The sequence below is a fragment of the Microbacterium sp. Y355 genome, assembly GCF_059445345.1.
This window is the reverse complement of record NZ_JCAIUD010000002.1, coordinates 61,866-86,078: the sequence shown is the minus strand read 5'-3', so window position 1 is coordinate 86,078 and position 24,213 is coordinate 61,866. Positions and strand designations below refer to the sequence as shown.

The following is a 24,213-nucleotide window of genomic DNA, read 5'->3' as shown; positions in this document are numbered from 1 at the left end:
CATGACCATCGCAGAAGCCGCCAGCGTTTCGCTCGCCCCCAACGTCTCTCTCACCTCCGGCAGACTTCCGAAGTGGGCTCCATGGGCTCTGCTGCTGCTGTCATTCGTGATCTCGTTCGCCGTGTTCGGCGTTGCGAGCATCGGCCAGGACCCAGCCGACTTCAACGTGGTGGGCGCATCCATCATCGGCATCGTGCTCTACATGGTGCTGATCACGGTCCTGTCGATGATCGTGGAAAGCCGTCGCAAGGCCGTCGACCGGCTGATGACGGCGCTCGTCGCGACAGCGTTCCTGATCGCCCTACTGCCGCTCATCTCTCTGCTCTGGACCGTCGTGTCGAACGGTCTCAACCGCTTTGATGCGGAGTTCTTCTCGTTCTCGATGCGCAACGTCGTCGGCGAGGGCGGCGGAATCGTGCACGCCATCTGGGGCACGCTGCTGATCACTCTCACCGCCACGGTGATCTCGGTGCCCATCGGCCTGATGACCTCGATCTACCTGGTCGAGTACGGCCGCGGCAGACTCGCGAAGGGCATCACATTCTTCGTCGATGTGATGACGGGAATTCCGTCGATCGTCGCGGGTCTGTTCATCTACGCGGTGTTCTCGTTGATCTTCCGGCCCGGAATCTCGATGGGCATCATGGGTGCACTTGCGCTGGCCGTACTGATGACGCCGGTTGTCGTGCGTGGCAGCGAGGAACTGCTGAAGATCGTCCCGAACGAGCTGCGCGAAGCAGCCTACGCGCTGGGCGTTCCGAAGTGGCTCACGATCCTCAAGGTCGTACTGCCCACCTCAATCGCGGGCATCATGACCTCGGTCACCCTGGCGATCGCTCGCGTGATCGGTGAAACCGCGCCGCTCCTGCTGACCGCCGGGTTCACAATGAGCATGAACACGAACATCTTCGACGGACAGATGATGACGTTGCCCGTGTTCGCCTACAACCAGTACATGAACCAGGGCACGAACCCGGATGCCGCGCTCGACCGTGCATGGGCATCTGCGCTCACCCTGATCCTGATCGTCATGGTGTTGAACCTGCTCGCGCGACTGATCGCGAAGTGGTTCGCCCCGAAGACCTCCGGCCGCTGAGTCGTACCCGATATTTAAGGAATCTCCCGTGTCTAAGAGCATCGAAGTCAATGACCTCAACGTCTACTACGGCGACTTCCTCGCCGTGGAGGGCGTATCCCTCGACATCCAGCCGCGCAGCGTGACCGCGTTCATCGGACCATCCGGTTGCGGCAAGTCCACGTTCCTACGCACGCTGAACCGCATGCACGAGGTTATTCCGGGTGCGCGCGTGCAGGGTGAAGTACTGCTGGACGGCAAAGATCTGTACGGCCCCGGGGTCGACCCGGTGCTCGTTCGTCGACAGGTGGGCATGGTGTTCCAGCGCCCGAACCCGTTCCCGACCATGTCGATCAAAGAGAACGTGCTCGCTGGCGTCAAGCTGAACAACACGCGCATGTCCAAGAGCGACCAGGAGGCTCTGGTCGAGAGCGCCCTCACCGGCGCGAACCTCTGGAACGAGGTCAAGGACCGTCTCGACCGGCCGGGCTCGGGCCTCTCGGGTGGCCAGCAGCAGCGCTTGTGCATCGCGCGTGCGATCGCTGTGGAGCCGCAGGTCATCCTCATGGACGAGCCGTGCTCGGCACTCGACCCGATCTCGACCTACGCGATCGAAGAGCTGATCGGCGAGCTGAAGAACCAGTACACCGTCGTCATCGTCACCCACAACATGCAGCAGGCGTCTCGCGTGAGTGACCGGACGGCATTCTTCAACATCTCCGGCACCGGCAAGCCCGGCAATCTCATCGAGTACAACGACACCGCGTCGATCTTCACCGCTCCCGCGGTACAGGCGACCGAGGACTACGTGTCGGGTCGGTTCGGTTGAGCTGAGCCGAGCACGTCCGTCGCTACGCCGAGAGCATGCGATCTCGCACTTGACGGCGCAGCACCTTGCCGATGAGTGACCGCGGTAGATCATCGACCGCGGTGATTCGCTTGGGTACTTTGTACGAAGCGAGCCGAGTTCGGCAGAAGTCCCGCAGGGCGCCTGCATCGAGCTCGGCTCCTTCACGAAGCACGACGGCCGCCGCGACGTCTTCACCGCCGTTCGATCGCGGGATCCCGACGACGGCAGCGGCGACGACGTCTGGATGCACCTCAAGCGCCTGCTCGACTTCGGTGGGCGATACATTGAAGCCGCCAGTGATGATGAGCTCCTTGAGCCGATCAACGATCGTCACAAAGCCGTCTGCGGAGACCTCAGCGATGTCACCCGTTCGCAGCCACCCGTCAGCAAGCAACGCTGTCGCGGTGTCACCCGGGCGTCCCCAGTAACCCTGGAAGACCTGCGGTCCGCGAATGAGGAGTTCGCCTCGTTCGCCCAGCGCCAAGTCGATGGACGAGTCACCCGGATCGGCAACACGGATTTCGGTGCTCGGGAACGGCACGCCGACGGTTCCAGGCCGTCGCGTCGGGCCCATCGGATTGCCGAGCGCCACCGGTGAGGCCTCTGTCATGCCGTACCCCTCGACAAGGAGCCCTCCTGTGGCCTCCTCCCAGCGCCGGACGGTCTCCACCGGCAGGCTCATGGCGCCGGAAATCGCAAACCGCACCGTCGACAGGTCGATCGTGCCGCGGGAGGCTGCGCGAGCGAGCTGATCATAGATCGGCGGCACCGCAGGCAGGAAGGTGGGCGGACTCGTGCGTGCAGCATCCGTGACGAGGTCGAGATCGAAGGTGGGAAACAGCACGAGCTTCGCACCGATACTCATTGCGAAGGTCAGACACAGCGTCATCCCGTAGGCGTGAAAAAGTGGCAGCACTCCGTAGAACGTCTCCTGCCCGTCAACGAGCCCTGGCACCCAGGCACGGCCCTGCATGGCATTCGCGCGCAAGTTCGAGTGCGTGAGGATGGCACCCTTCGGGTCACCGGTCGTGCCGCTCGTGTACTGGAGCAGGGCGACGTCCTCGAGCCTGGGCCCCGCCACACGACGGGAGATCCGACGGTTGTCGAGCAGTTTCTTCCAGGCGAGCGGATTCCTTGTCTTTGGCGTGCCGGTCAGCTTTTTCCTGGATTCGCGCGCTTTTCTCAGAGGCAGACGCAGGGCCAACTGTTTGGCGAACGGGAGCGCAGTCGTGATGTTGACACTGATGATGCGCTCAAGCTTGAGGTCGGCGGGGAAGCCAGCGAGCGTGTCAACGCTTTTGTCCCACACGATCGCGACGCGGGCGCCGTGGTCTTCAAACTGGTGGCGTAGTTCGCGCGGAGTGTAGAGCGGGTTGTGCTCGACGACGATCGCGCCCAGCCGCAGCGCCGCATAGAAGGCCACCACATGCTGCGGGCAGTTCGGCAGAACCAGGGCGACGCGGTCCCCCTTCTTCACACCCAGCCGCCGCAGTCCTTCCGCGGCCCGCTGAATCTGCTCGCCCAGATCCCGGTAGCTCGTGACTGCACCGAAGAACTCGAGCGCAGGCCGGCGTCCGAACATCTTGACGCTCGCATCAATCATCTCGGTCAACGTCTGCGCTGGCGTAGCTATCTCAGCGGGAACGCCGTCCGCGTATGACGCGAGCCATGGCCGTGATTCGTATGCGTTGCCAGACATGTATCCATCCTGCCTCGAACGCCGCCCGCTGTCAGTCTCGGGCAGAAAGAAGGTACTGGTTCACATCTGCAGTGAGTTCAGCGTCGACGGACAACGAGGTGCTGTCGATGGATGTGATCGGGGCTGCGAGACGGACGCTCGAGACCAGCCATGCGGCATCCGCTCGCACCAGATCGGATGCCGGAATCCGCGTGTACTCGGTCTCGAAGCCGCGTCCCGACAGGTACTCGTAGACGCTCAACTGCGTCGTGCCGTGCAGGATGCCGCCCGAGGGCGCTGGCGTGACGAAGCGGTCACCGAAGCGGAGGATCAGCGATGCCGTCGGAGCCTCGAGCACGAAGCCGTCTGTGGATAGGAAAATCGCGTCATCCGCCCCACGCCTGCGCGCTTCGCGCAGTGCCGCCATGTTCACTGCGTACGACAGCGTCTTGGCTCCCAGCAGCAGCCAGGGCGCGCGCTCCGCCACATCCAGGTCGTACCCACGGTCCAGGGTCACGACGCGCACACCGTCGCTGCGCACACGAGAGAAATCGGATGCCGGCGCCGCAGTAACCCACGCCGTCGGAGTCGGCCCGTGCTCCACGCCACGGCTGAGGATCAGTTTGATCACGGCCTCCCCCGGCGGGCACTCGGCGGACGCCACCGCGACAGCCTGACGCCACTGCTCCTGGTGCGGCACCGGGAGGTCGCACAGGCGCGCAGAGTTGGCAAGACGCTCGAGGTGCGCGATGACCTCCTGAGCGTGCCCGTCGATCACACCGATCGACTCGAACACCCCGTCGCCGCGCTGTGTGCTGAGCTCACCGACGCTGAGGGCAGGAGCCGTGGCATCCACCACGGTGAACGTGTCGGCGTAGTCGGCACGCTCCTCGTCGGAGTGGACGGGATCGATGATCAGAGCGAAGCGCTGGGACATGAATCGACTCTACGACCCGGGCGGCAACGGGAATACCGTCGGCGTCGGGACGTTACAATGGAGTAGCCGGGCCGCATAACCCCGGGCTCCAATTTTTGCCGCTTTGAGCGGCCTCCCGCCGAGAGGCGTTTCTGCGGCCCGGTCTTTCTCTGCCTACGGGCGCTCTGCCCCGGCGCTCTGCAGAGGACAGCACCGCTCCTAATGGCATGTCCTCGACTCAGGTCAAGCTGCCGACGGTCCAGAGCGAGGCCGCCGCACTGAGGTCATTCGCATAGGTGTGCAGGCGTCGGGCGCGTGCGGTGAGCTCTGTCGCTCGCACCGGCTCGGTCGCCTCACAGTCGTCAGCGGCGTGGGTCGCACCTGACACCTGCACCCGGCAGAACGCCGCCGCCCGTTCCAACGCAACGGCGAAGTCCCCCTGGAACACGCCCCGCAGGATCGTGTCGATGAGCGCCACGAGCTCTTCCGGGCTCGCTGGCACCGGCGCGCCCGCCACGACGGCATCCGCCGACGCGAGCTCGACTCTGCCTCGTTCGTATAGCAACGCAGAGGTCTGCGGATCAGTGTGGATCGCGAGTTGCAGCAGGTACAGGCGCCACAGCGCGCCGGGCAGTGAGACAGCAGGAGCCGACGCCCACAGCTCAGCGATGTCATCGATGCCATGCTCGCTGGTGAACGCGATCAGCCGCTTCGCGCTCTCACCGGATTCGTCGTCGCGGGCTCGCGTCAGCAGAGCGGATGCCGTGGCGTGAGCCACGCGCAGCGCTTCGGCAGAGTCGGATGCTCCGACGAGCTTGTCGAAGGATGCCGATGGTCGGCGAACCGGTCGGTGGAACTGCTCAGGCATCCATCCAGGCTACTCGCGCTCAGGCGGTCGGGATCGCGATTATCGGATCCGTCGTGGGCAGACCCGTCGGCGATCCGCCGGCTTCTTCCACCGTCACGGCGATGATGTCACCCTCATGCATGTCTCCGTCGAGCAAGGCGGTCGCAGATCCAGCATCCGTGTTGAACAGCCCAGCGGGTACAGGCTCGCCTGCGCGCACGAACCACAGCTGATACGACTGTTCCGCGCTGAGCGTGTCGAGACCTTCGGTGACCAGCACTGCATTTCCGACGGATTCCGACCAGTGGGCCGTGGCAAGCACGCCGGATTCCAGTTCGACCGTCGCCTGTTGCGCATCCGCTGCTGATTCGATCTGTTCCAGAGCGACGACGGATGCTGGTGGCGTCAGCTGCGACGACAGAAACACGGCTCCGAACCCGATGCCGACGAGAAGCACGACGGACGCGGCGAGCGTGAACAGCACGCGCGACCATCGCCGCGGAGCGCGTATCTCACCCTCAGCCGCATCCTCAGACGCATCCGAAACCACTGGTTCTGGACGACGAGGTTCGGACGGCTGCTGCGGCGTGGTGGCGATCTGCGCGAGCAGCATCTCTCGAATACCGGCAGGCGGTACGACCGGCGAGGTGGCGTCGGCGAGCAGCGCCGCGGTCTCAGCGTCGCCTTCCGCGATCGCTGCCCACTCAGGATGCGCACTGAGGGCGTCCGCATAGCGCTGCCCATCAGCATCCGACAGCGCGTGCAGGGCGTTCCCTGCCGCGAGTTCGGCGAATTCGTTCTCGTTCATGCGTTCACCCCCATTTCGTTCCGAAGTCGTGAAAGTCCGTCTCTGACCCTGGTCTTGATCGTGCCCAGCGGTGCCCCGATGAGCACCGAGATCTCGCTCTGACTGTAACCGCCGTAGTACGACAGGACGAGTGCCTCACGCTGCGGTTCAGGCAGCGTCGCAAGTGCTGCGACCACCCGTTCCCCCTCGATACTCATCTCGACCTGCTCGGCGACGCTGTCGTGCGCCACTCCGATATCGCGGATTCCGACCCGAACGTCGCGATCCGTGCTGGATTGCGACGCTCTGACCCGATCGACCGCCCGGCGGTGAGCGATCGTGAGGATCCAGGTACGTCCGTGCCCTTTGTTCGGAGCGAAGCGCGCCGCGGATTGCCAGATCTCCAGGAAGACCTCCTGAAGCACCTCTTCGCTCTGCGAGCGATTGACGAGCACGCGCAGGATGAGTCCGAACACGCGCGAGGAGAGCAAGTCGTAGAGTTCCGCGAAGGCGGTCTGGTCTCCGCCGGCCACGCGGATGAGGAGGTCGGCAACGGGATCTCCCGCGGTGCCGTCCTCGCGCATATCCACGCCGTCGATGACCATCTCCACAAGCATGCCGTATCTCCTCTTCTCATCCGAACCACTCGCCGATCAGCGCGTCATTGAATACGGCTCATCCGCCACACGGCGCATCCGCCACACAGTTCATCCGAACGTGAAGGAGTATGCCTGGATGCCAGTCGGGACCTCCACTGTCAGCTCGCCGGTCTCACCGTCGGCGGTCTTCAGGAGCTCATACGACTTCGGTGTGCCGTCGACGGTGATCGTCCGACTTTCACCGTTCTGGGTGGTGACGATGATCTCTCCCTCGCCGGCGAGCACCATCCTCACCTCAGCGGCCCGATAGGTCAGGCGGATGCTTCCGCCATCACCTGTGGGAGTCGCGAATTGGGTCGCGATCTCCCACTCCCCCTCCAGGGCGAACGAGTCCGCTGGCTGCTTGTCCGGAAGCGTAAAGGTCGTCGTCCCGGCGCCGTAGGTGTCGCCGCCGCCGTAGTTGATGTCCTTGGAAGAGCCGAGGAAAGTTTCGGGCGTCGTCGAGCCCAGCTCCGGCGTCGCATCTGCAACCTCTGTCGGTTCTGGCAGCGTGGCTGTGGGGTCGGCGTCGTCGAGCAGCTCGCGGATCATGCTCTCGGTCGCTGCGTAGTTGCCCTCGCCGAACGAGATGTGTCGGACGGTGCCTTCGGCGTCGATGAGGTAGTGCGCGGGCCAGTAGCGGTTGCGATAGTTCGTCCAGGTGGACAGGTTGTTATCGAGTGCAACCGGGTAGTCGATGCCGAAGTCCTCGATTCCGGCAGCCACGTTGGCCGCATCCTTCTCGAACGCGTACTCGGGCGAATGGATGCCGATAACCTGCAACCCCGCATCCTTGTAAGCCTCATCCCAGGCAACGACGTGTGGGAGCGAGCGCTGGCAGTTGATGCACGAGTACGCCCAGAAGTCGATCAGCACGACCTGTCCACGCAGATCCTTCAGGTCGATCGCTTCGCCGCCCGGAGTGTTCAGCCATTCTTCGATGCCGCGAATCGATGGTGCCGTCCCGCAGGACTCAAGCTCTTCGGCTCCGTTGGTGCAGTTGTCGAGCTCGCGGTTCTCGTCGGTGACGAGGCCACCGAGGTCGAGCGCATCGGCCTGCTTGTCTGCCAGGTCCTCTTGGATTCCTGCCGTGTAGTCCGGGACCAGCCGCTGCAGCATCTGCGGCACGTTGAAGACGAGTCCGATCGCGAGTGCGATCATCGCGATGCCCGCAGCGATACGCAGTCCGCGCTCACGTGTGCGGAATGCTCGGATACGCTCGACGACACTTCGACCAGCGAGGGCGAAGACGAGAAGCGGGATGGCCACGCCGATGGCGAAGGAGAATGTGAGCGCCACGGTTCCGACGCCGATCTGACCTGTGGCGCCTGCCACGATGATCGCCGCGAGCACCGGGCCAGCGCAGGGGACGAAGACCGCGCCGAGCGCGAGCCCGACGCCAAAGCCGCTGCCCTGGTTCTTCACTTCCTTTCGAGACTGAAGACGTTGGAAAGGCCTCTCTAGTAGCCGCTCAAGCTTCGGGACAAGCAGCCCGACGCCGAGGAGCGCGAGTACGACGATCCCTACCCATCGGATAATGTCCTGCGGCAAATTGAGGAGTCCGAGGATGAGGGAGCCGACCAGAGTGACCAGGCTGAAGCTCAGAACGAGTCCTGCGATAACGAGATACGGACGGCTGCGTCGAGCGGGAGCAATATCCCCCTCCCCTTCAAAACGCGCCGACTGTGCACCTCCAGTGAGGAAGATGACCGGGAGTACCGGCAAGATGCACGGCGAGATCCCCGTGATGAGGCCGCCGAGCAGCCCGATGATGATGAGGTCCATGTCCTCGCCTTCCGTTGCGGGTACTTCGGATTGAGCGGCCCAACGGATTGGCTCAAAAGTTTTTGAAGAAAGTTCCCATCCAATGCGGAAGGGGCTCCGAAGAATCATCAACGCCACGGGAATTCCGTGGCTTCGATTCCCGGAGGTAGACATGTTCAGCACCAAGAAGAAGATCACCGCAGCTCTGTCGCTCGGCTTCGCCAGCGTTCTCGTGCTGTCGGGTTGTTCCATGGGCACCGACACTGCTGAAGAGGCAGAGCCCACCACACCTGAGTCTTCAGAGACGACAGAGACGACGCCTGAGGCGATGCCCGAGACAATGGATCCCGCGGCGAACCTCGTCGGCCCCGGCTGCGAGGCTTACGCAGAAGCTGTCCCGGACGGTGGCGGCTCGATCCAGGGCATGTCTCAGGATCCAGTTGCGGTCGCAGCATCCAACAACCCACTGCTGACGACCCTCGTCGCCGCGGTGAGCGGACAGCTGAACCCTGATGTGAACCTCGTTGACACCCTCAACGGCGACGAGTTCACCGTGTTCGCACCCGTGGACGACGCGTTTGCGATGATCGACCCGGCCACTATCGAGGGATTGAAGACCGACTCAGCGACGCTGTCGTCGATCCTCACCTACCACGTGGTTCCCGGCCAGATCGAGCCTGCGGACATCGCCGGCATGCACACCACTGTTCAGGGTGCAGACCTCGAGGTCACCGGTAGCGGGGACGCGTGGATGGTCAACGACGCCAACGTGATTTGCGGTGGAGTCCAGACTGCGAACGCGACCGTCTACCTCATCGACTCGGTTCTGATGCCCCCGGCTGAGTGACCGGACGGATCTGATCGTGCCGGTTCGGGGGAGCAACGGCACAATCGGCAGAAGCGCGGTCGCCGACGACACCATGTCGTCGGCGACCGCGCTTTTGTGGTTCTAGACTGTACGCGAGGGCCTCTAGCTCAGTTGGCAGAGCATCGGACTTTTAATCCGCGGGTCATGGGTTCGAGCCCCATGGGGCCCACCCTTTCATTCATCGGTGTATGTTCTCAGCCCCGCCCTCGGTGCCTACGCACTGCCGCACGGTTGGCGCAGCGCACCGAGCAGTATCGTTGACGGCCGTTGCGGGTGACATCCACGACGACGTTCGTGCACGGTTCGGACTCGCATCTGCCGAGTCTGTGCATGCCTCGGGTGACGAGGTGCAGGGAGGTTCCGACGCTAATCACTGCACGCAGGACGAACGGGAGTGAGTCGTTCCTGTCACGGTAGTGCAGGTGCCAGCCTTCGCCGTCGTGATTGGTGAGGCGGGGGTAGGCGGCCGTCGCCGCCATCTGCACATTCAGCTGCACTGCACGTTCTTCCTCGTCAACTGCGTCGACAATGCGCAGCCAGTCATCGATCACAGCTCGCACCCCTGCGTGGTCGCCCGAGCCCGAAGGGAACGTCATTGTCATGCCGAATTCGAGCGTGCGCTGCTCGATACCTACCCGGTCCTCGGGCCACTCATTCGCGAGGGATGCGGCGAGCAGCACCGCGTACTCGCCGTAAGGGTTGAGATGCATAAGGCCATTACATCACGCTAGAGATATGACCTCACAAAATACGCTCCCGATTCGCCGTCCACACGTTCAAGCACCGGCACACGAGCACGCCTGGCTCGTCACATCACGCCACGCGACGAGTGAAGGGATCGTCCTCTACGTGCACTGCACGGGATGCGGCGTCCGTCGCGTCGACCTGCAGTCACACCCGCAGACGCCGCCGCGCGCGCTCAGTCGCGAGGCATCCACAGACACGCCTGGCCCGGTGCGCTGATCGTCCTCATGCGCGTACGATCTCGCCGTTCACCGGAACCCACGCCGAGCGATCCGCGCGCACGAACATCAGCGGAATGCCGCGCCCGTTCCTCTCGAGCGTTTCCGAGACCTGCACGTGGAGATGAGGTTCGGTGCTGTTGCCGGAATTGCCGCACTCCCCGAGCTGCTGCCCCACCAACACGCGCTGCCCGACACGAACCCGCACACTCCCCGAACGCAGATGAGCGAGCAGCACGAGCGCCTCGCCCGCGCGGATCGCGACATGGTTCCCGGCGATCCCCGCAGCCCCGCGGCGGATTCGAGACGGCTGGGTGAGCGCGTAGGCGAAGAGTCCGAACGGCGAGCGGCGTGCCTCATGGTCGGGCTCGCCGTCGTGCGCAGCGATGACCTCGCCCGCGACCGGAGCAAGGATCGGTCGCCCGAAGCCCACGAACCTGTCCACCGGTTCCGCCCTTAGCCAGCTCCGCAGCCCGCGCGGAGCACTCCGCCCGTCCTTCCCCACGGGCACGAAATCAATCGCATGGGACGTTCCGAACAGTTCGGTGCCGTGACTGGGTACCCGCGTCGCCGGACTGTTCTGCACGAGCCAGGGCCCGGCGAACGGCAGCGCGAGCCCTACAGCATCCGCTCCTGTCATGCCGTCAGCTCGATCAGCTTCCGCGTCGTGCGGAGGTTCCGCGCGGTTCCGGTGACACCCAGCGCACGCTCCAGCACCACTTTGGTGAGCCTGGTGGAGTGCACTCCGCTCTCGGCATAGTCGATCCAGAGATCGCATCCGACGAGCGAGAGCCGCTCCCCCGGAATCAGGCGTTCCTCGAGCACTGCGACGGCACCTGGCGTGGGCTTCCCCTCGAGGAACATCGCGTGCACGAGCTTCTCAACGCCGTCGGTGAACGGCTGCGCTGCTTCCGAGGTGACCAACTGCGCATGACTGCGGTAGATCACCGGAGTGTCGACGCCGAACTCCGCCGCGATCGTCTTCCGCACGGCAGCGCAGGATGCCGTGGCATCCGCTGGCTCGTTGCAGATGATGTTTCCGCTGGCGATATACGTGGTCACGCCGGTCAGATCGGTTTCGGCGTCCAGCACCTCACGCAGTCTCACCATTGGCACGAGGTTGCGCCCGCTGACGTTGACGGCCCGCAGCAACAGAACGCTACGGCTCACGCCTGTGCGCTTCCGCCTGCTCCAGCAGAACTCTCGATCAACTCTGCACCCGCATGGGCGAGTTCGACCAACGCCGCCTCGCTGCTCTCCGCGCCAACTCCGGCGACGAGATCGGTCAGCACCCGCACGTGCACGCCATGCGCGATGGCGTCGAGTGCGGATGCCCGGACGCAGTGATCCGTCGCGAGGCCGACCACATCGGCGTTGAGTACACCGTGGCCACTCAGCACGACGGCGACCGAAGCGCCGTCATCCGCGATGCCCTCGAACATCGAATACGCGGCAACGCCCTGCCCCTTGAGGATGTGGTGTGTGACGGCATCAGTCACCAGCAGCGGGTCATACTCGGCACCGTTGCTGCCCGCGACGCAGTGCAGCGGCCAGGAGTCCACGAAATCGGGTTCGTCAGCGAAGTGCCCGCTGTTGTCGCTGTCCACGTCGTGCCAGTCTCGCGACGCCACGATCACCTCATAGTCACCCGCGTGCGCAGCGAGATAGGCGGTGATACCGGATGCCACGGCGTCACCTCCCGCGACAGCGAGTGCGCCGCCCTCGGTGAAGTCGTTCTGCACGTCGACGATGAGGAGTGCCCTAGTCATACTTCGAGGGTACGCCGAGAAGAACTTTTGGCATATGCTGTTCCGGAATAAATGAAACGATTCAGAAAAGGGACTCACCGTGCTCGATGGCCCGCGTGTCCGACTTGATCCTCTTGATCCCCTGCGTTTCGCTGAACCGTGGGCCGATGACCGCCCAGGGGTGCGCTGGTGGTGGCAAAGCCCTGTCTCGACCGAAGAACTCGTCCGCCAACTGCACGCGATCGCCGACGCAGGCTTTCGCGAGGTGGAGATCGCCTTTAGTCGCGGGTTCTGGGGTGACGAGGTGCAACGCGTTGCGCTGCATGCCGTGCTGCTCGAAGCATCCGGACTCGGCGTTTCGGTGGCGATGACGCTCGGCGCAGCCTGGCCGCTCAGCACTCCGAACACCACCGCCGGCACGCCCTACGCCACTCGCGAGCTGCAATACGGATCGGTACAACTGCCCTCAGGTGGAGCAGAGACGGTGCCATTACCTGCGGCGTTCGACGACCCCAACGCCGAACGCCCCTCCACTCTCGTGCGCGTCACCGCGGCCAGAGTCGTGCAGCGCCACGCCCCAGCATCGGTCGTCCCGACAGCCCCTGGATCTCCCCATCGGCACATCATCGAACCGCCCGCCGCATCGACGGTGCTCGATTCGACCTCACTGATAGACCTGACATCGAAGGTCAAAGACGGCGCGATCACCTGGGAGCCTCGCGACGGCGACTGGGTGCTCTTCGCGTATTGGATGCGCGACTGCGAACAGGGCGTGACGAATTTTCTCGACCGTGACGCCGCACTCGCGGCGACGGCATACATCGACGAACATCAGATCGGGCCCGAGAACTCCGCGCTGTTGCGGACGGTCGGCACGGAGCTCTTCGAGGACTCGCTGGAACTGAATGCCGACTCGCTCTACTGGACAGTCGACATGCTGGAACGCTTCATCGAACGTCACGGTTACGATCCGACGCCGTACCTTCCGGTGCTGTTCGCGCACGGAATGTGCCGCTTCTGGGTGCCGAACGAGGAGCCAGTGCCCGACTTCGAACTCGACACAGGTGTCGGAGCGCGAGTGCGCCGCGACTATTACCGGCTACTGACCGATCTCTACATCTCGGATCACCTGTTGGCGCTGCAGGAATGGGCAGCGGGCCACGGGCTGCGGCACAAATCGCAGGCGGCGTATGGGCAGAATCTGGAGGCGGTACGCAGCAACCGTGCGTTCGTGCGTGCCGGCGGCCGTGCCGAGAGCGAGTCATTGAATTCAGGCGACCGCGTACCCCTCACACGTACCGATGCAACCTGGCGATTTGCGCTCGACTCGCAACGCACTGTCGTGGGCGGCGCTCACCAGGGCGGCGCCGTGCGCATCAGCACCGAGCTGGGCGCGCAGTTTCGGGCCGCCTACGCGGTCACCCTCGGTGATCTACAGCAGATGCTCGCAAAGGAATGGGCTGCGGGTATCACCAAGCCGTTTGTGCACGGGGTGGCGTCGCAATCGCCAGACGCCGAATGGCCGACGCAGACCCGATTCCAGCAGATCGTCTCTGACAGCTGGAATGACACTCACTTCCCTGAGTGGGCAAACTGGCGACCCCTCACCGACTACTGGGCGCGTGGCACTGTCGTGTTGGAAACCGGGGTCGCGCGCACGGACATCGCTATCTACCGCGATGGCTTCCTGACCACCGCAGCGCGTGGAGTGCGAGATGCGACGGCGGATGCAACGGCCCCCGCTCGACTGGCCGATACCGAGGCGCTCGAGCTGGCGGGATTCAGCGTGCAGTTCATCGATCCGGACGGGGTGGTCGAAGGAGTCGGTGAAGGCTCGGAGGTGTTCCCCGACGGCCCTGCCTACCGAGGACTCATCGTGGATGAGCGGATGCTGCCGCCTGAGACGGCTGAGGCGCTCGCAGAGGCGGCCGCGAACGGGGTACGTCTCGTCGTGGTCGGCCAGCCTCCGTCATCCGATTCCGGTTTCGCACTTGGGCAGGCCGGCGACGAGCGCGTGCGTGCGGCAATGGCCCGCGCCCTGGCGATGCCCTCGACGGCGCATGTCGAAACGATGGCTGGGGCATCCGAAGCCCTCACGCGACTGGGCCTCGTGCCCAGGGCGACCGTTGACAGCAAGGCGCTGCTTACCCAATGGCGTGAAGCGGGAACAAGTCGCTACCTACTGGTGTACAACACACTTTCGCAGCCGATGTCTGCGCGGCTGACGCTCGAAGGAGTCGGCCGAGTACGGGAGCTCGATCTGTGGAGCGGGCGCATCGATTCTGTACCCCATGCTGCGGAGGGCGACCGCACGACGCTGCAGATACTCGTTCCTGCGCTCGCGGTGCGTGTGTTCGAGCTCGATGTCGCGGCGGACCCAGAGACCGTGCTCGACGCACCTGTGGTCGGCGAGGTGGAAGTGGAGCTCGAGGGCTGGCGCCTGCACGTGCTCAGCGAGGAGCCAGGTGGTCCGCGCGAGATCGAGCTGGGTGGCGTCAGCCCCGGTGATTGGCGAGACATCGCTGAGCTTAAAGGAGTGTCCGGCACTGGTCGCTACCGCGCGCGAGTTACGCGCCCGGACGACGCTCTCGCGGAGAGTGCCGCGAGGATCGACCTCGGCGGGCTAGCGGGTTCTGCGGTCGTGCGAGTGAACGGGCGCGTCATCGGTACGGCATATGTCGACGACACAATCCTCGACTTCGACCTCGACGCGTCAACCGTGAACCGAGCGGAGATCGAGATCGAGGTAAGAACTGCGCTTCGCAACGCGGTGATCGAGAGCGGGATCGAAGTCTTCGATGAGAACCCGTCACGCCCGCACGGGCTGATCGGTCCCGTGAGAATCCTGTTCAACGAAAGGCAGTCTGCATGACCCTCCTGAACCTTCCTGCGTCCTTCGAATTCGGAGTCGCTACCAGCGCTTTCCAGATCGAGGGGGCGTGGAACGAAGACGGCAAAGGCCCGTCGATCTGGGATACGTTCGGTCACACCCCTGGCAAGGTGCACGACGACATCCCAGGGGATGTGGCCTGCGACCATTACCACCGGTACCCCGAAGACATCGAACTCATGAAATGGCTCGGGCTGGACAGCTATCGGTTCTCGCTGAGCTGGTCGCGGATCATGCCCGATGGCGTCGGCAAGGTCAATCAGAAGGGCCTGGACTTCTACCGTAGGCTCGCCGACTCCCTGTTGGAAGCCGGCATCACCCCCAACGCCACGCTGTATCACTGGGATCTGCCACAGGCGCTTGAAGACCGTGGCGGATGGCCCAATCGCGACGTGGCTGATTGGTTCGCCGAGTACGCCTCCGTCACCTTCGACGCGCTCGGCGATCGCATCGGTCGCTGGGCGACGGTGAACGAGCCGATCTCCACATGGGTGGGCTACGCGCTGGGAGCGTTCGCGCCCGGTCTGCGCGACGAGCGCGCCGGTCGCCAGGCGATGCACAACCAGATGCTCGCCCACGGAAAAGCCGTGCAGGCGTTCCGCGCGGCTGGTTCCCCTGGGGACATCGGCGTTGTGCTCGACATCTGGAAGCGCCAGCCAGCCACCAATTCCCCCGAAGACCTTGCCCTGGCAGATCAGGGCGAAGACGACGGCTTCCGATACTTCCTCGACACGCTGCGCGGCGGTGGCTACAGCGAACGAATTCAGGCGCGTCTCCAGGCGGAGGGAACGTATCCTGAAATCCATGACACAGACCAGAAGATCATCGAGGAACCCCTCGACTATCTCGGTTTGAACGTCTACGCCCGGGTAGTCGTGAATTCGAAGACGCATGACGGAACCGGATGGGCAGAGAGCGATCCGCCCGCTGGCGGCAACTTCCTCGACGACGGTTCGGAGTTCTACCCGCGGGCCGTCTACGAGGCGCTGCAGATGGTCCGCGACGACTACGGCTGGACCGGACCGATCTACATCACCGAGAACGGGCTACCAGACGCGCCCACTGCGCCCGGCGACGACCCACTCCGCGACCAGGAACGCATCCGCTATGTCGGCGGCTTCCTGGAATGGATCGATCGTGCCGTGGCCGAGGGTTCGGATGTGCGCGGCTACTACCTGTGGAGCCTCATGGACAACTACGAGTGGGGAGCAGGCTTCAGCAAGAAGTACGGCATCGCGCACGTCGACCCGGTCACGCTGAAACGCACTCCGAAGGATTCTGCTCACTGGTACCGAGACGTTATCGCTTCACACCGCACGATCTAGAGAGCCAAAACCCCGCCCATCCGATGCTTTCGGGTAGGCGGGGTTTTGTGTGTGGAGCCGCCTGTCAGAATCGAACTGACGACCTTCTCATTACGAGTGAGATGCTCTACCGACTGAGCTAAGGCGGCGTGCGCTGCGAGAGCGGCACGAAGAACGATATTACCTTGTTCCCCCGCTCATCGCGAAATCACTCGCAGCGTAGATCTTCCCCTGGGACAGTGTCGTCGAGGAAGAACGCCTCAACAGCCTCGTCAACACAGATATTGCCCTTGTTGTAGCCGGTGTGACCCTCGCCCACTCGAGTGATGAGCACACCTTCTTCGAGCTGCTCTGCGAGCGAAACAGACCACTCGTAGGGTGTCGCCGGGTCATTGGTCGTGCCCACCACGAGGATCGGACCCGCGCCGGAGGCGTGAATCTCGCCGCGTGTGCCGGTCGGCTCGTACGGCCACACGATGCAGGAGTCTGGACCACTCCAGTATGGAGCGATGGTCGGCGCACCCTTTGCGATCTTCGACTCTGCCGCGGCCTCAGCAGCCTCGTCGTCTTCCAACGGGTAATCCATGCAGTTGTAGGCACGGAACGCCTCGCTGGAGTTGTCGATGTAGACGCCGTCCTCGCGGCCGTTGTATGCATCCGCGAGGTAGAAAGCGGCGTAGGGGTCGCCCTGCAGAACGCCCTCCAGTGCTTGCGTGAGCACACCCCACGACTCTTCCGAATACAGGGTGACGATGATGCCGGTCATGAGCGCGTCAGCGCCGAGCATCCGGCCGTCATCGTTCTTCAGCGGCGTACGATCCACACTCGCCAGGAGCGCACCGAGATCAGCCATCGCCTCATCGACCGTGCCGTTGAACGGGCATTCGCCGGAGTCGAGACAGTTCTGCATGTAGGCGCGCAGTGCCGATTCAAAGCCGAGGGCCTGGGTCGTACCCACCTCAAGACCGGAGACGGCAGGATCGATTGCACCGTCGAGCACGAGTCGACCGGCCTTATCGGGGTAGAGCTCGGCGTAGGTCGCGCCGAGGAAGGTGCCGTAGGAGTAGCCCAGGTAGTTGAGTTGCTTGTCCCCCAGCACGGCACGAATCAGATCCATGTCACGCGCCGAGTTGATCGTCGTGATGAACTGCAGGATCCCTTCGCTGTTCGCTTCACATGCGTCGGCGAAAGCCTGGTTACGTTCGGTCAGCTCGGCTTCCCACTCGTCGGTGCCACGTGGCGCCTTGGGAATGTCATAGAGGTATGCGTCCATGCCCGCCGCGTCGAAGCACGTCACGGCGGTCGAATCGCCCACGCCGCGCGGATCGAACCCGATCACGTCGTAGTTGTCGATGAGATCGGCGCCGACGGCGTAGTCGAGGCTGGTGAGAATGAAGTCACGCCCGCTACCACCGGGTCCACCGGGGTTGGTGAGCAGTGATCCCATTGGAGTACCGGACGCCTGATGGCGCACCACTGAGATCTCGATTTCGCCGGCACCAGGGTTCTCCCAGTCCAGCGGCGCGGTCACGTACGTGCAGTCGAATCCGACGGATGCGTCATCGCACTGCGTCCACTCGAGCGACTGCTCGTAGAACGGCAGCAGATCTGTCGCGACGCCCTCGGTGTCGGGCGCGTTCGTCGTGGACGGGCGCGGCTGGGCTTGCTCGGGGATCACCGAGTAGAGGCATCCGCTCAACGCCACGGATGCCACCGCAATCCCTGCGATCGCGGCGGCGAGACGTCGCAGACGGGAAGTCTTTCGAGTGTTCACGGTTTCCTCCCGCTCGCGACAGTCACGAGCAAACTTTCCAGGGCCAGAGTCGGGGCGACGTTGCGCTCCAGCGACTCCCTCGTCTCTGCGAGATGGTCAAGAACGACCAGCGTACGTTCCACCGGCCACGCTGTGGCCAACGCACTCAGATCATCATGCAATTCACGGTTTATGAGATCGTCACCGCGACTGAACTGCAGCATGACCACGTCGCGGAACATCGACTGCAGATCGGTGAGTACGCGGTCGATGCCATCGCGCAGGCTGCGAGTCGCGCGCTTCTTCTGGTCGTCTTCAAGGGCGGAGATCTGGGCGCGCAGCACTGGCGGCACCGCCTGACCTTCTCCGACTCCGACCATGCGCAGCAGTGATGACCTCTCGGCGGCATCCCGCTCGGCAGTAAGCGTCTTGGCATCGTCTGTGGCGGCCTGGATGATCTCACCCGCGACTTCCACGGCGCTGCCGACACCTCGCACCGCGAGCACAGAGCGCAGCGTGGTGTCTCGACGGCGGCGAGCGGCGTCATCCGTTGCCAGCCGCTGCGCCATGCCGATGTGGCGCTGCGCGTGCCGAGCGGCCTGCTCTGCGATGGCTTCGTCCGCTCCGGTGCGCTGCACGATCAGCCGCGTGACGTCACTGACATCCGGCTCGCGCAGTCGCAGCGTCCGCGCTCTCGAGCGGATCGTCGGCAGGAGATCTGCTTCGCTCGGCGCGCAGAGAATCCACACCGTGTTCTCGGGCGGCTCCTCAAGCGCCTTCAGCAGCACATTGGACGTGCGCTCGACCATGCGATCGGCGTCTTCCACGACGAGAACCCGATAGCGCCCTGCCGAGGGCGCGAAATAGGAGCGCTCGACAAGCGCACGCGCCTCTTTGATCGTGATGATGACCTTGTCGGTGCGGAGCGCCGTAACATCGGGATGCGTGCCGGCGAGCACCTGTCGCATGGTGTGCTCGTCGTCCGGGCTGTCGGCGACGAGCGCGGCGGCGAAGGCGTAGGCAAGAGTTGATCGCCCAGACCCTGGCGGGCCTGTGATCAACCAGGCATGCGAGAGAGCGGATGGATCGGATGCCGCCGTGCGCAGCGCCGTGACCGCGTCATCCTGTCCCCAGATATCCGTCCATGGGAACGGGGCGAGGGCTGCAGCGGGCATGGACTCAGCCTAACCGGAGTGTCCGACAGCGCCCGCCGTATGCCCGGGCCCGTCTCAGCGCGACCGCCCGGCCGGCGGGCGGGCGGTCGGGCGGTCGGGCGGACCAGGGGTCGCAGATCGCCGCATCCCCCACCCGGAAGCGACCACCTGCGACACCCCGCCACCCACACCGGCGGGTACGCCGGACCAGGGGTCGCAGATTGCCGCATCCCCACCCCGAAGCGACCACCTGCGACACCCCGCCACCCCACCCCGGCGGGTACGCCGGACGAGGGGGCGCAGAATGCCGCATCCCCCACCCGAAAGCGACCACCTGCGACACCCCGCCACCTCACCCCGGCCGGCGGGCCAACCCAAGGGGCGCAGAATGCCGCATCCCCCGCCCGGAGGCGACCACCTGCGACACCCGAGCGAAGTCTCAGCGACGGCACACGCACCTACACGTGCACGCGATGCGACGACTCAGGATGTGGCGGGAACAAGCGTGGCGACGCGAGCTCGGACGGCTTCGGCGATCTCGTCGACGGATGCCGCAGCATCCAGTACCAGGAATCGCTCTGGCTCGGCATCGGCAAGCCGCAAAAAAGCCTCACGCACTCGGGTGTGGAACTCTGCCTTCTCTGCCTCCAGCCGATCGAACGGCTTGTCGGCAGAGTCGAGACGAACGCGCGCGGCCGCGGGGTCGAGGTCGAGCAGCACGGTGAGGTCGGGCAGCGCACCTTCAGCCGCCCACAGCGACAAATCGCGCACCTCGGTGGCATCGAGCACGCGCCCCGCGCCCTGGTAGGCGACCGAGGAGTCGAGGTAGCGATCCTGCAGCACGATCTCGCCGCGATCGAGCGCGGGCTGCACAACAGTTGCAACGTGATGCGCCCGGTCGGCCGCATACAGCAGCGCCTCTGCACGCGGTGCAATGTCGCCGCGGTGGTGCAGCACGATGTCGCGGATCAGCTGGCCCACCTCGCTGCCGCCGGGCTCACGCGTACGAACTACCGTGTGTCCGGCATCCGCCAACCAGTTCTCCAGCAGCTCGGCCTGGGTGGTCTTCCCGGAGCCGTCGCCGCCTTCGAGAGTGATCCACAGCCCTGAGCGTGCGGTCACGAGGCCGCCTTTTTGGCGGCGTTGGCCGCACGAGTGGCCGCGGCCTTCTTGGCGGCGGCCGAGCGTGCGGCGGCCTTCTCCTCATCGGTCTTCGCTGCGGCCTTGGCCGGGGCCTTCTTCGCTGGAGCCTTCTTAGCAGGTGCCTTCTTCGCCGCAGGCTTCTTCGCAGGAGCCTTCTTCGCCGGCGCCTTCTTGGCAGCGCCGCGCTTGGCAACTGGTCCCTTGGCGCGCTTGTCGGCGAGCATCTGCACGGCGGCTTCGAAGGTGATGTCGTCCGGCATCTGTCCGCGCGGAATCGTCACGTTCGTCTCACCGTCGGTGACGTACGCACCGAAACGGCCGTCGCGGATGCGGATCGGCTTGCCGCTGACCGGGTCGGCCTCGAACTCGGCGAGCGCGCTGGATGCACGGCGAGAGCCGGCGCCGTACTTCGGCTGCGAGTAGATCGCGAGCGCCTGATCCAGAGTGACGTCGAAGATCTGCTGTTCACCCTCGAGGGAGCGCGAATCGGTACCCTTCTTCAGGTACGGACCGTACCGGCCGTTCTGGGCCGTGATCTCGTCGCCTGATTCAGGATCAGCGCCGACCACTCGCGGCAGGCTCAGCAGTTGCAGTGCGGTGTCGAGGTCGATCGTGTCGACCGACATCGAGCGGAACAGTGAGCCGGTGCGCGGTTTCGGCGCATCCTTCTTCGCGGTCTTCTTCTTCTTCGGAGCCTCGACGACCTCACCTGTCGTCTCGTCGACCTCGACGACTTCCTCCGGCAGGTTCTCCTGCACGTAGGGGCCGTAGCGTCCGTCCTTGACGACGATGACTCGGCCGTTCTCGGGGTTCTCTCCAAGAACTCGGTCGCCTGCGACGGGAGCGTCGATGAGCTCCTGCGCCTTGGCCGCGGTGAGCTCGTCCGGAGCGAGATCCTCGGGCACGTTGACGATGCGCCCGCGCTCCTCCGGTTTCGCCGGGTCGACGACCTCGAGGTAGGGGCCGTACTTGCCGAAGCGGAGCGTGGCGGTGTCGGTAATGGGCGTCGAGTTCAGCGCGCGGGCATCGATCTCGCCCAGGTTGTCGACGACCTGACGCAGGCCCACCTGCGCATCGGTGCCGAAGTAGAAGGACTTCAGCCAATCGCCACGCTTCTGCTCACCGCGTGCGATCGCGTCGAGGTCATCCTCGAGACCGGCAGTGAAGTCGTAGTCGATGAGGTGCGCGAAGTGCTCTTCCAACAGACGCACGACGCTGAACGCCATCCAAGTCGGCACGAGCGCTTGGCCACGCTTGGTGGCATAGCCGCGATCGATGACTGTGCCGATGATGCTGGCGAACGTCGATGGGCGGCCGATGCCGTGCTCTTCGAGCGTCTTCACCAGCGATGCTTCGGTGAAGCGGGGCTTCGGATTGGTCTTATGGCCCTTTGCCTCGGCATCCGTCATTGCGAGTTCGTCACCGACGGCGACGGCAGGAAGCGACTGGTCGGAGGCTGCGTCGGCATCGCCGCGCTTCTCGTCGCGGCCCTCTTCGTACGCCTCGAGGAAACCCTTGAAGGTGTAGACGGTTCCGGATGCCGTGAACTCGGCGTTCTGGCCATCGGCGTCGACCGCGATGGTGACCGTGGTGGTCTCGTACTTTGCGTCGGCCATCTGGCTGGCGACGGTGCGCTTCCAGATCAGGTCGTAGACGCGCTGCTCTTCGCGGTCGAGCTCACCCGAGACGGATGCCGGGGTGCGGAAGTTCTCGCCCGATGGGCGGATCGCCTCGTGCGCCTCTTGGGCGTTCTTGCTCTTGGACTTGTAGACGCGCGGCTTCAGCGGCACCGCGCTGTCGCCGTAAAGCGAGACAGCCTGGCTCCGCGCTGCCTGCACCGCCTGAGTGCTCAGTGCCACGGAGTCGGTACGCATATAGGTGATGAAGCCCTTTTCGTACAGACGCTGGGCGACGCTCATCGCCTGCTTCGCGCTCATCGAGAGCTTGCGACCGGCCTCCTGCTGCAGAGTGGAGGTGGTGAACGGCGCGTAGGGGCTGCGGGTTCCTGGCTTGGCCTCGACCTTGGTGACGGTGCCGGCACCAGACTTCTCAACGGCGTGCGCGAGGGCTGTGGCCTTGTTCTCATCGAGAACGACGACAGCCTTCTTCAGCTTTCCGGCGTCATCGAAGTCAGTACCACGGGCGAGCTGGCCGCCGTCGACGCGCACGAGGCGCACGCGGAAGGAGATGCCACTGGACGCGGAAGCGTCAACATCCCAGTACTCGGCAGAGACGAACGCCATGCGCTCGCGTTCACGCTCGACGATCATGCGGGTGGCTGCTGACTGCACGCGACCGGCCGACAGACCGGTCTTCACCTTGTACCAGAGCACCGGTGAGACGTCCCAGCCGTACAGGCGGTCAAGGATGCGGCGGGTCTCCTGTGCGTCAACAAGTGCGAGATCGAGCTCGCGGGTGTTTCCGACCGCCGCCTGGATCGCGTCCTTGGTGATCTCGTGGAACACCATGCGCTTGACGGGAACCTTCGGCTTCAGCGTCTCCAGCAGGTGCCAGGCGATCGCCTCACCCTCGCGGTCCTCATCAGTTGCGAGGAGGAGTTCGTCGGCATTCTTCAGGGCACGCTTGAGCTCGGCGACTGTCTTCGTCTTGCGATCGGAGACGACATAGTACGGATCGAAGCCGTTCTCGATGTCGATCGAGTACTTCCCGTACGCGGCTTTATCAGCGGCAGGGATGTCCTTCTTATCAGCGAGGTCGCGGATATGGCCGACAGAGCTGAGCACCTCGTAGTCATCACCGAGATATCCCTGAATCGACCGCATCTTCGTCGGAGACTCGACGATGACGAGCTTCTTTCCTTCAGCCAAGGGTGCGTCCTTTCTTCGAAGCACACCATACACACCACTTGCATGGTGCGTTCACAGCGAAGCCGTAGGTGAAGCCCGGATCAATGCCGTCAGAATCCCTCGGGGGGCCCAGCGCGGGCTCGGGAGACGGCAGCTAGACCAGAGTACGCCGCCTGAACCTGAACGGTCGCCACTGACCCATCGATTGTGCACGAGGTGAGGGTCGCATCGGATGCCGCGGCCACTCGCGCGGCGAGCGCGCAGGGATCCTCATCAGTGATGATTGCCCCGGATACGGCGTCTGCTGCGGCCAGCGCCGCAGCATCCGCTGCCCCAGCCGCTCGTTGCGCGGTGACCGCCGCGCCGCCGACGGCTGCCAGCCCCAGCGAGAGCGACGCCGCAACGGCCAGCACACCGGCCGCAAGTGCCGATCCGGCCATCAGAGTCCTCCGCTGAGCGCACAGCTCGACGCCGTCAGGGGAATCTGAATGACCCTCCCGATCGTGACGTCGAGCCGTGCACTCACGCACGAAAGATCGCCGCGCTGCTCGCTGGACACCTGCGCACCGCTGACGGATGCCACCACCACCGCATACGCGGTTGCGGTGTCTTCGCCGCGGCCGAGGAGCCGCGCAGCGTCAGCGACGGCGTCCTGGAGCGAGACCTGCCGCGCCGCAGCGCCCAGCGCGCCCGCTCCCAGCAGCAGTGCAAGCACCACCGCGGGGAGCGCGAGCGCGAGTTCTGCGGCGACAGATCCGTGCTCGTCTGTCTTCGTCGCACGCACGGACGTCTTGAGTCGCATCGTTAGGACACGGTCAATGCCCGGCGCACGAGATCGGTGAGGATGCCGCGCACCTCACTCGAGCGCATGATGACGACCAGTAGCCCAGCAAAGGCAACGGCGGCCATCGTCGTAATCGCATACTCCGCGGTCGCGGCACCCGACTCGTCTGTGAAGAGCGAGGCGGCGCGCCGTCTGGTGAGGGTGGGAATGGTGTTCATGGTGTTCCTTCTTTCATTGGCGCTGTC

The 24,213-nt window shown here is 64.5% G+C and carries 23 protein-coding genes and 2 tRNA genes; 7 read left to right on the top strand and 18 right to left on the bottom strand.

Translation table 11 applies throughout. The annotated features are described in order from the left end of the window. Position 1 precedes the first annotated feature (1 nt). Both pstA and pstB read left to right on the top strand, forming a co-directional pair. Entirely contained in the window at positions 2-1,096 is a 1,095-nt protein-coding gene (gene pstA, locus AC1C2O_RS17420) for a phosphate ABC transporter permease PstA (RefSeq protein ID WP_495431836.1), read from the top strand. 28 nt (positions 1,097-1,124) lie between these two features. Beyond that, on the top strand, positions 1,125-1,904 hold the full coding sequence (gene pstB / locus AC1C2O_RS17415) for a phosphate ABC transporter ATP-binding protein PstB (protein ID WP_495431835.1): 780 nt from the start codon (positions 1,125-1,127) through the stop codon (positions 1,902-1,904). Positions 1,905-1,926: 22 nt separating this feature from the next. On the opposite strand, the gene AC1C2O_RS17410 is transcribed toward pstB, so the two are convergent. The 6 genes from AC1C2O_RS17410 to AC1C2O_RS17385 all read right to left on the bottom strand — a co-directional run bounded on the left by AC1C2O_RS17410 (position 1,927) and on the right by AC1C2O_RS17385 (position 8,576). Beyond that, positions 1,927-3,624, bottom strand: coding sequence for a long-chain-fatty-acid--CoA ligase (locus AC1C2O_RS17410; protein WP_495431834.1), 1,698 nt, complete (start codon positions 3,622-3,624; stop codon positions 1,927-1,929). 31 nt (positions 3,625-3,655) lie between these two features. Continuing rightward, the gene (locus AC1C2O_RS17405; protein ID WP_495431833.1) at positions 3,656-4,540 is read right to left on the bottom strand and encodes an aminodeoxychorismate lyase; all 885 of its coding nucleotides are present in this window, start codon (positions 4,538-4,540) and stop codon (positions 3,656-3,658) included. A gap of 217 nt (positions 4,541-4,757) precedes the next feature. Then, positions 4,758-5,387, bottom strand: coding sequence for a DNA-directed RNA polymerase subunit beta (locus tag AC1C2O_RS17400; protein WP_495431832.1), 630 nt, complete (start codon positions 5,385-5,387; stop codon positions 4,758-4,760). Positions 5,388-5,406: 19 nt separating this feature from the next. Beyond that, positions 5,407-6,174, bottom strand: a complete 768-nt coding sequence (locus tag AC1C2O_RS17395; RefSeq protein ID WP_495431831.1) for an anti-sigma factor — start codon at positions 6,172-6,174, stop codon at positions 5,407-5,409. After that, positions 6,171-6,770 carry an ECF RNA polymerase sigma factor SigK gene (sigK, locus tag AC1C2O_RS17390; RefSeq protein ID WP_495431830.1) on the bottom strand — a complete coding sequence of 200 codons (600 nt, stop codon included), beginning with the start codon at positions 6,768-6,770 and terminating at the stop codon, positions 6,171-6,173. The genes AC1C2O_RS17395 and sigK overlap by 4 nt, the downstream gene beginning before the upstream one ends. Before the next feature lie 90 nt (positions 6,771-6,860). Further along, complete coding sequence (locus tag AC1C2O_RS17385) at positions 6,861-8,576, bottom strand: cytochrome c biogenesis protein DipZ (RefSeq protein WP_495431829.1); 1,716 nt, start codon at positions 8,574-8,576, stop codon at positions 6,861-6,863. Positions 8,577-8,727: 151 nt separating this feature from the next. On the opposite strand from AC1C2O_RS17385, the gene AC1C2O_RS17380 reads away from it, so the two are divergent. Continuing rightward, positions 8,728-9,402 carry a fasciclin domain-containing protein gene (locus tag AC1C2O_RS17380; protein WP_495431828.1) on the top strand — a complete coding sequence of 225 codons (675 nt, stop codon included), beginning with the start codon at positions 8,728-8,730 and terminating at the stop codon, positions 9,400-9,402. A 117-nt stretch (positions 9,403-9,519) separates the two neighbouring features. Then, positions 9,520-9,592 (top strand) — tRNA-Lys (locus AC1C2O_RS17375). A 25-nt stretch (positions 9,593-9,617) separates the two neighbouring features. Here AC1C2O_RS17375 and AC1C2O_RS17370 read toward each other — a convergent pair. Next, entirely contained in the window at positions 9,618-10,133 is a 516-nt protein-coding gene (locus AC1C2O_RS17370; RefSeq protein ID WP_495431827.1) for a CGNR zinc finger domain-containing protein, read from the bottom strand. A gap of 25 nt (positions 10,134-10,158) precedes the next feature. Between AC1C2O_RS17370 and AC1C2O_RS17365 the strand changes: the two genes are divergently transcribed. Then, complete coding sequence (locus tag AC1C2O_RS17365) at positions 10,159-10,386, top strand: hypothetical protein (protein ID WP_495431826.1); 228 nt, start codon at positions 10,159-10,161, stop codon at positions 10,384-10,386. Between the two features lie 6 nt (positions 10,387-10,392). Here the strand turns inward: AC1C2O_RS17365 and AC1C2O_RS17360 are convergent, their stop codons facing one another. Genes AC1C2O_RS17360 through AC1C2O_RS17350 form a run of 3 tightly spaced genes read right to left on the bottom strand, consistent with a single transcriptional unit; the run spans position 10,393 to position 12,154 of the window. Beyond that, positions 10,393-11,025, bottom strand: a complete 633-nt coding sequence (locus AC1C2O_RS17360) for a M23 family metallopeptidase (protein ID WP_495431825.1) — start codon at positions 11,023-11,025, stop codon at positions 10,393-10,395. Next, positions 11,022-11,555: a DUF1697 domain-containing protein gene (locus AC1C2O_RS17355; RefSeq protein ID WP_495431824.1), complete on the bottom strand. Its 534-nt coding sequence runs from the start codon at positions 11,553-11,555 to the stop codon at positions 11,022-11,024. The genes AC1C2O_RS17360 and AC1C2O_RS17355 overlap by 4 nt, the downstream gene beginning before the upstream one ends. Then, positions 11,552-12,154 (bottom strand): isochorismatase family protein, encoded by a 603-nt coding sequence (locus AC1C2O_RS17350; RefSeq protein WP_495431823.1) that lies wholly within the window; start codon positions 12,152-12,154, stop codon positions 11,552-11,554. The genes AC1C2O_RS17355 and AC1C2O_RS17350 overlap by 4 nt, the downstream gene beginning before the upstream one ends. Positions 12,155-12,233: 79 nt before the next feature. Here AC1C2O_RS17350 and AC1C2O_RS17345 point away from each other — a divergent pair, with 79 nt between their 5' ends. Both AC1C2O_RS17345 and AC1C2O_RS17340 read left to right on the top strand, forming a co-directional pair. After that, positions 12,234-15,005: a glycosyl hydrolase gene (locus tag AC1C2O_RS17345; RefSeq protein WP_495431822.1), complete on the top strand. Its 2,772-nt coding sequence runs from the start codon at positions 12,234-12,236 to the stop codon at positions 15,003-15,005. Continuing rightward, complete coding sequence (locus AC1C2O_RS17340) at positions 15,002-16,348, top strand: GH1 family beta-glucosidase (RefSeq protein ID WP_495431821.1); 1,347 nt, start codon at positions 15,002-15,004, stop codon at positions 16,346-16,348. Before AC1C2O_RS17345 ends, AC1C2O_RS17340 begins: the two co-directional genes overlap by 4 nt. Before the next feature lie 52 nt (positions 16,349-16,400). On the opposite strand, the gene AC1C2O_RS17335 is transcribed toward AC1C2O_RS17340, so the two are convergent. The 8 genes from AC1C2O_RS17335 to AC1C2O_RS17300 all read right to left on the bottom strand — a co-directional run bounded on the left by AC1C2O_RS17335 (position 16,401) and on the right by AC1C2O_RS17300 (position 24,186). Continuing rightward, positions 16,401-16,476, bottom strand: a tRNA-Thr gene (locus AC1C2O_RS17335). 59 nt (positions 16,477-16,535) lie between these two features. Beyond that, the gene (locus AC1C2O_RS17330; RefSeq protein ID WP_495431820.1) at positions 16,536-18,101 is read right to left on the bottom strand and encodes an alpha/beta hydrolase; all 1,566 of its coding nucleotides are present in this window, start codon (positions 18,099-18,101) and stop codon (positions 16,536-16,538) included. Then, positions 18,098-19,255, bottom strand: coding sequence for a DNA polymerase III subunit delta' (locus AC1C2O_RS17325; protein ID WP_495431819.1), 1,158 nt, complete (start codon positions 19,253-19,255; stop codon positions 18,098-18,100). Before AC1C2O_RS17325 ends, AC1C2O_RS17330 begins: the two co-directional genes overlap by 4 nt. 462 nt (positions 19,256-19,717) lie before the next feature. Next, a complete protein-coding gene (gene tmk, locus AC1C2O_RS17320) occupies positions 19,718-20,356 on the bottom strand; it encodes a dTMP kinase (protein WP_495431818.1) in 639 nt (212 codons plus the stop codon). Beyond that, positions 20,353-23,205 (bottom strand): type I DNA topoisomerase, encoded by a 2,853-nt coding sequence (topA, locus tag AC1C2O_RS17315; protein WP_495431817.1) that lies wholly within the window; start codon positions 23,203-23,205, stop codon positions 20,353-20,355. The genes tmk and topA overlap by 4 nt, the downstream gene beginning before the upstream one ends. Before the next feature lie 89 nt (positions 23,206-23,294). Beyond that, the gene (locus AC1C2O_RS17310; RefSeq protein WP_495431816.1) at positions 23,295-23,624 is read right to left on the bottom strand and encodes an Rv3654c family TadE-like protein; all 330 of its coding nucleotides are present in this window, start codon (positions 23,622-23,624) and stop codon (positions 23,295-23,297) included. Then, positions 23,624-23,986: a TadE family type IV pilus minor pilin gene (locus AC1C2O_RS17305; protein WP_495431815.1), complete on the bottom strand. Its 363-nt coding sequence runs from the start codon at positions 23,984-23,986 to the stop codon at positions 23,624-23,626. Before AC1C2O_RS17305 ends, AC1C2O_RS17310 begins: the two co-directional genes overlap by 1 nt. Positions 23,987-23,988: 2 nt before the next feature. Then, entirely contained in the window at positions 23,989-24,186 is a 198-nt protein-coding gene (locus AC1C2O_RS17300; protein WP_495431814.1) for a DUF4244 domain-containing protein, read from the bottom strand. Positions 24,187-24,213: the final 27 nt, after the last annotated feature.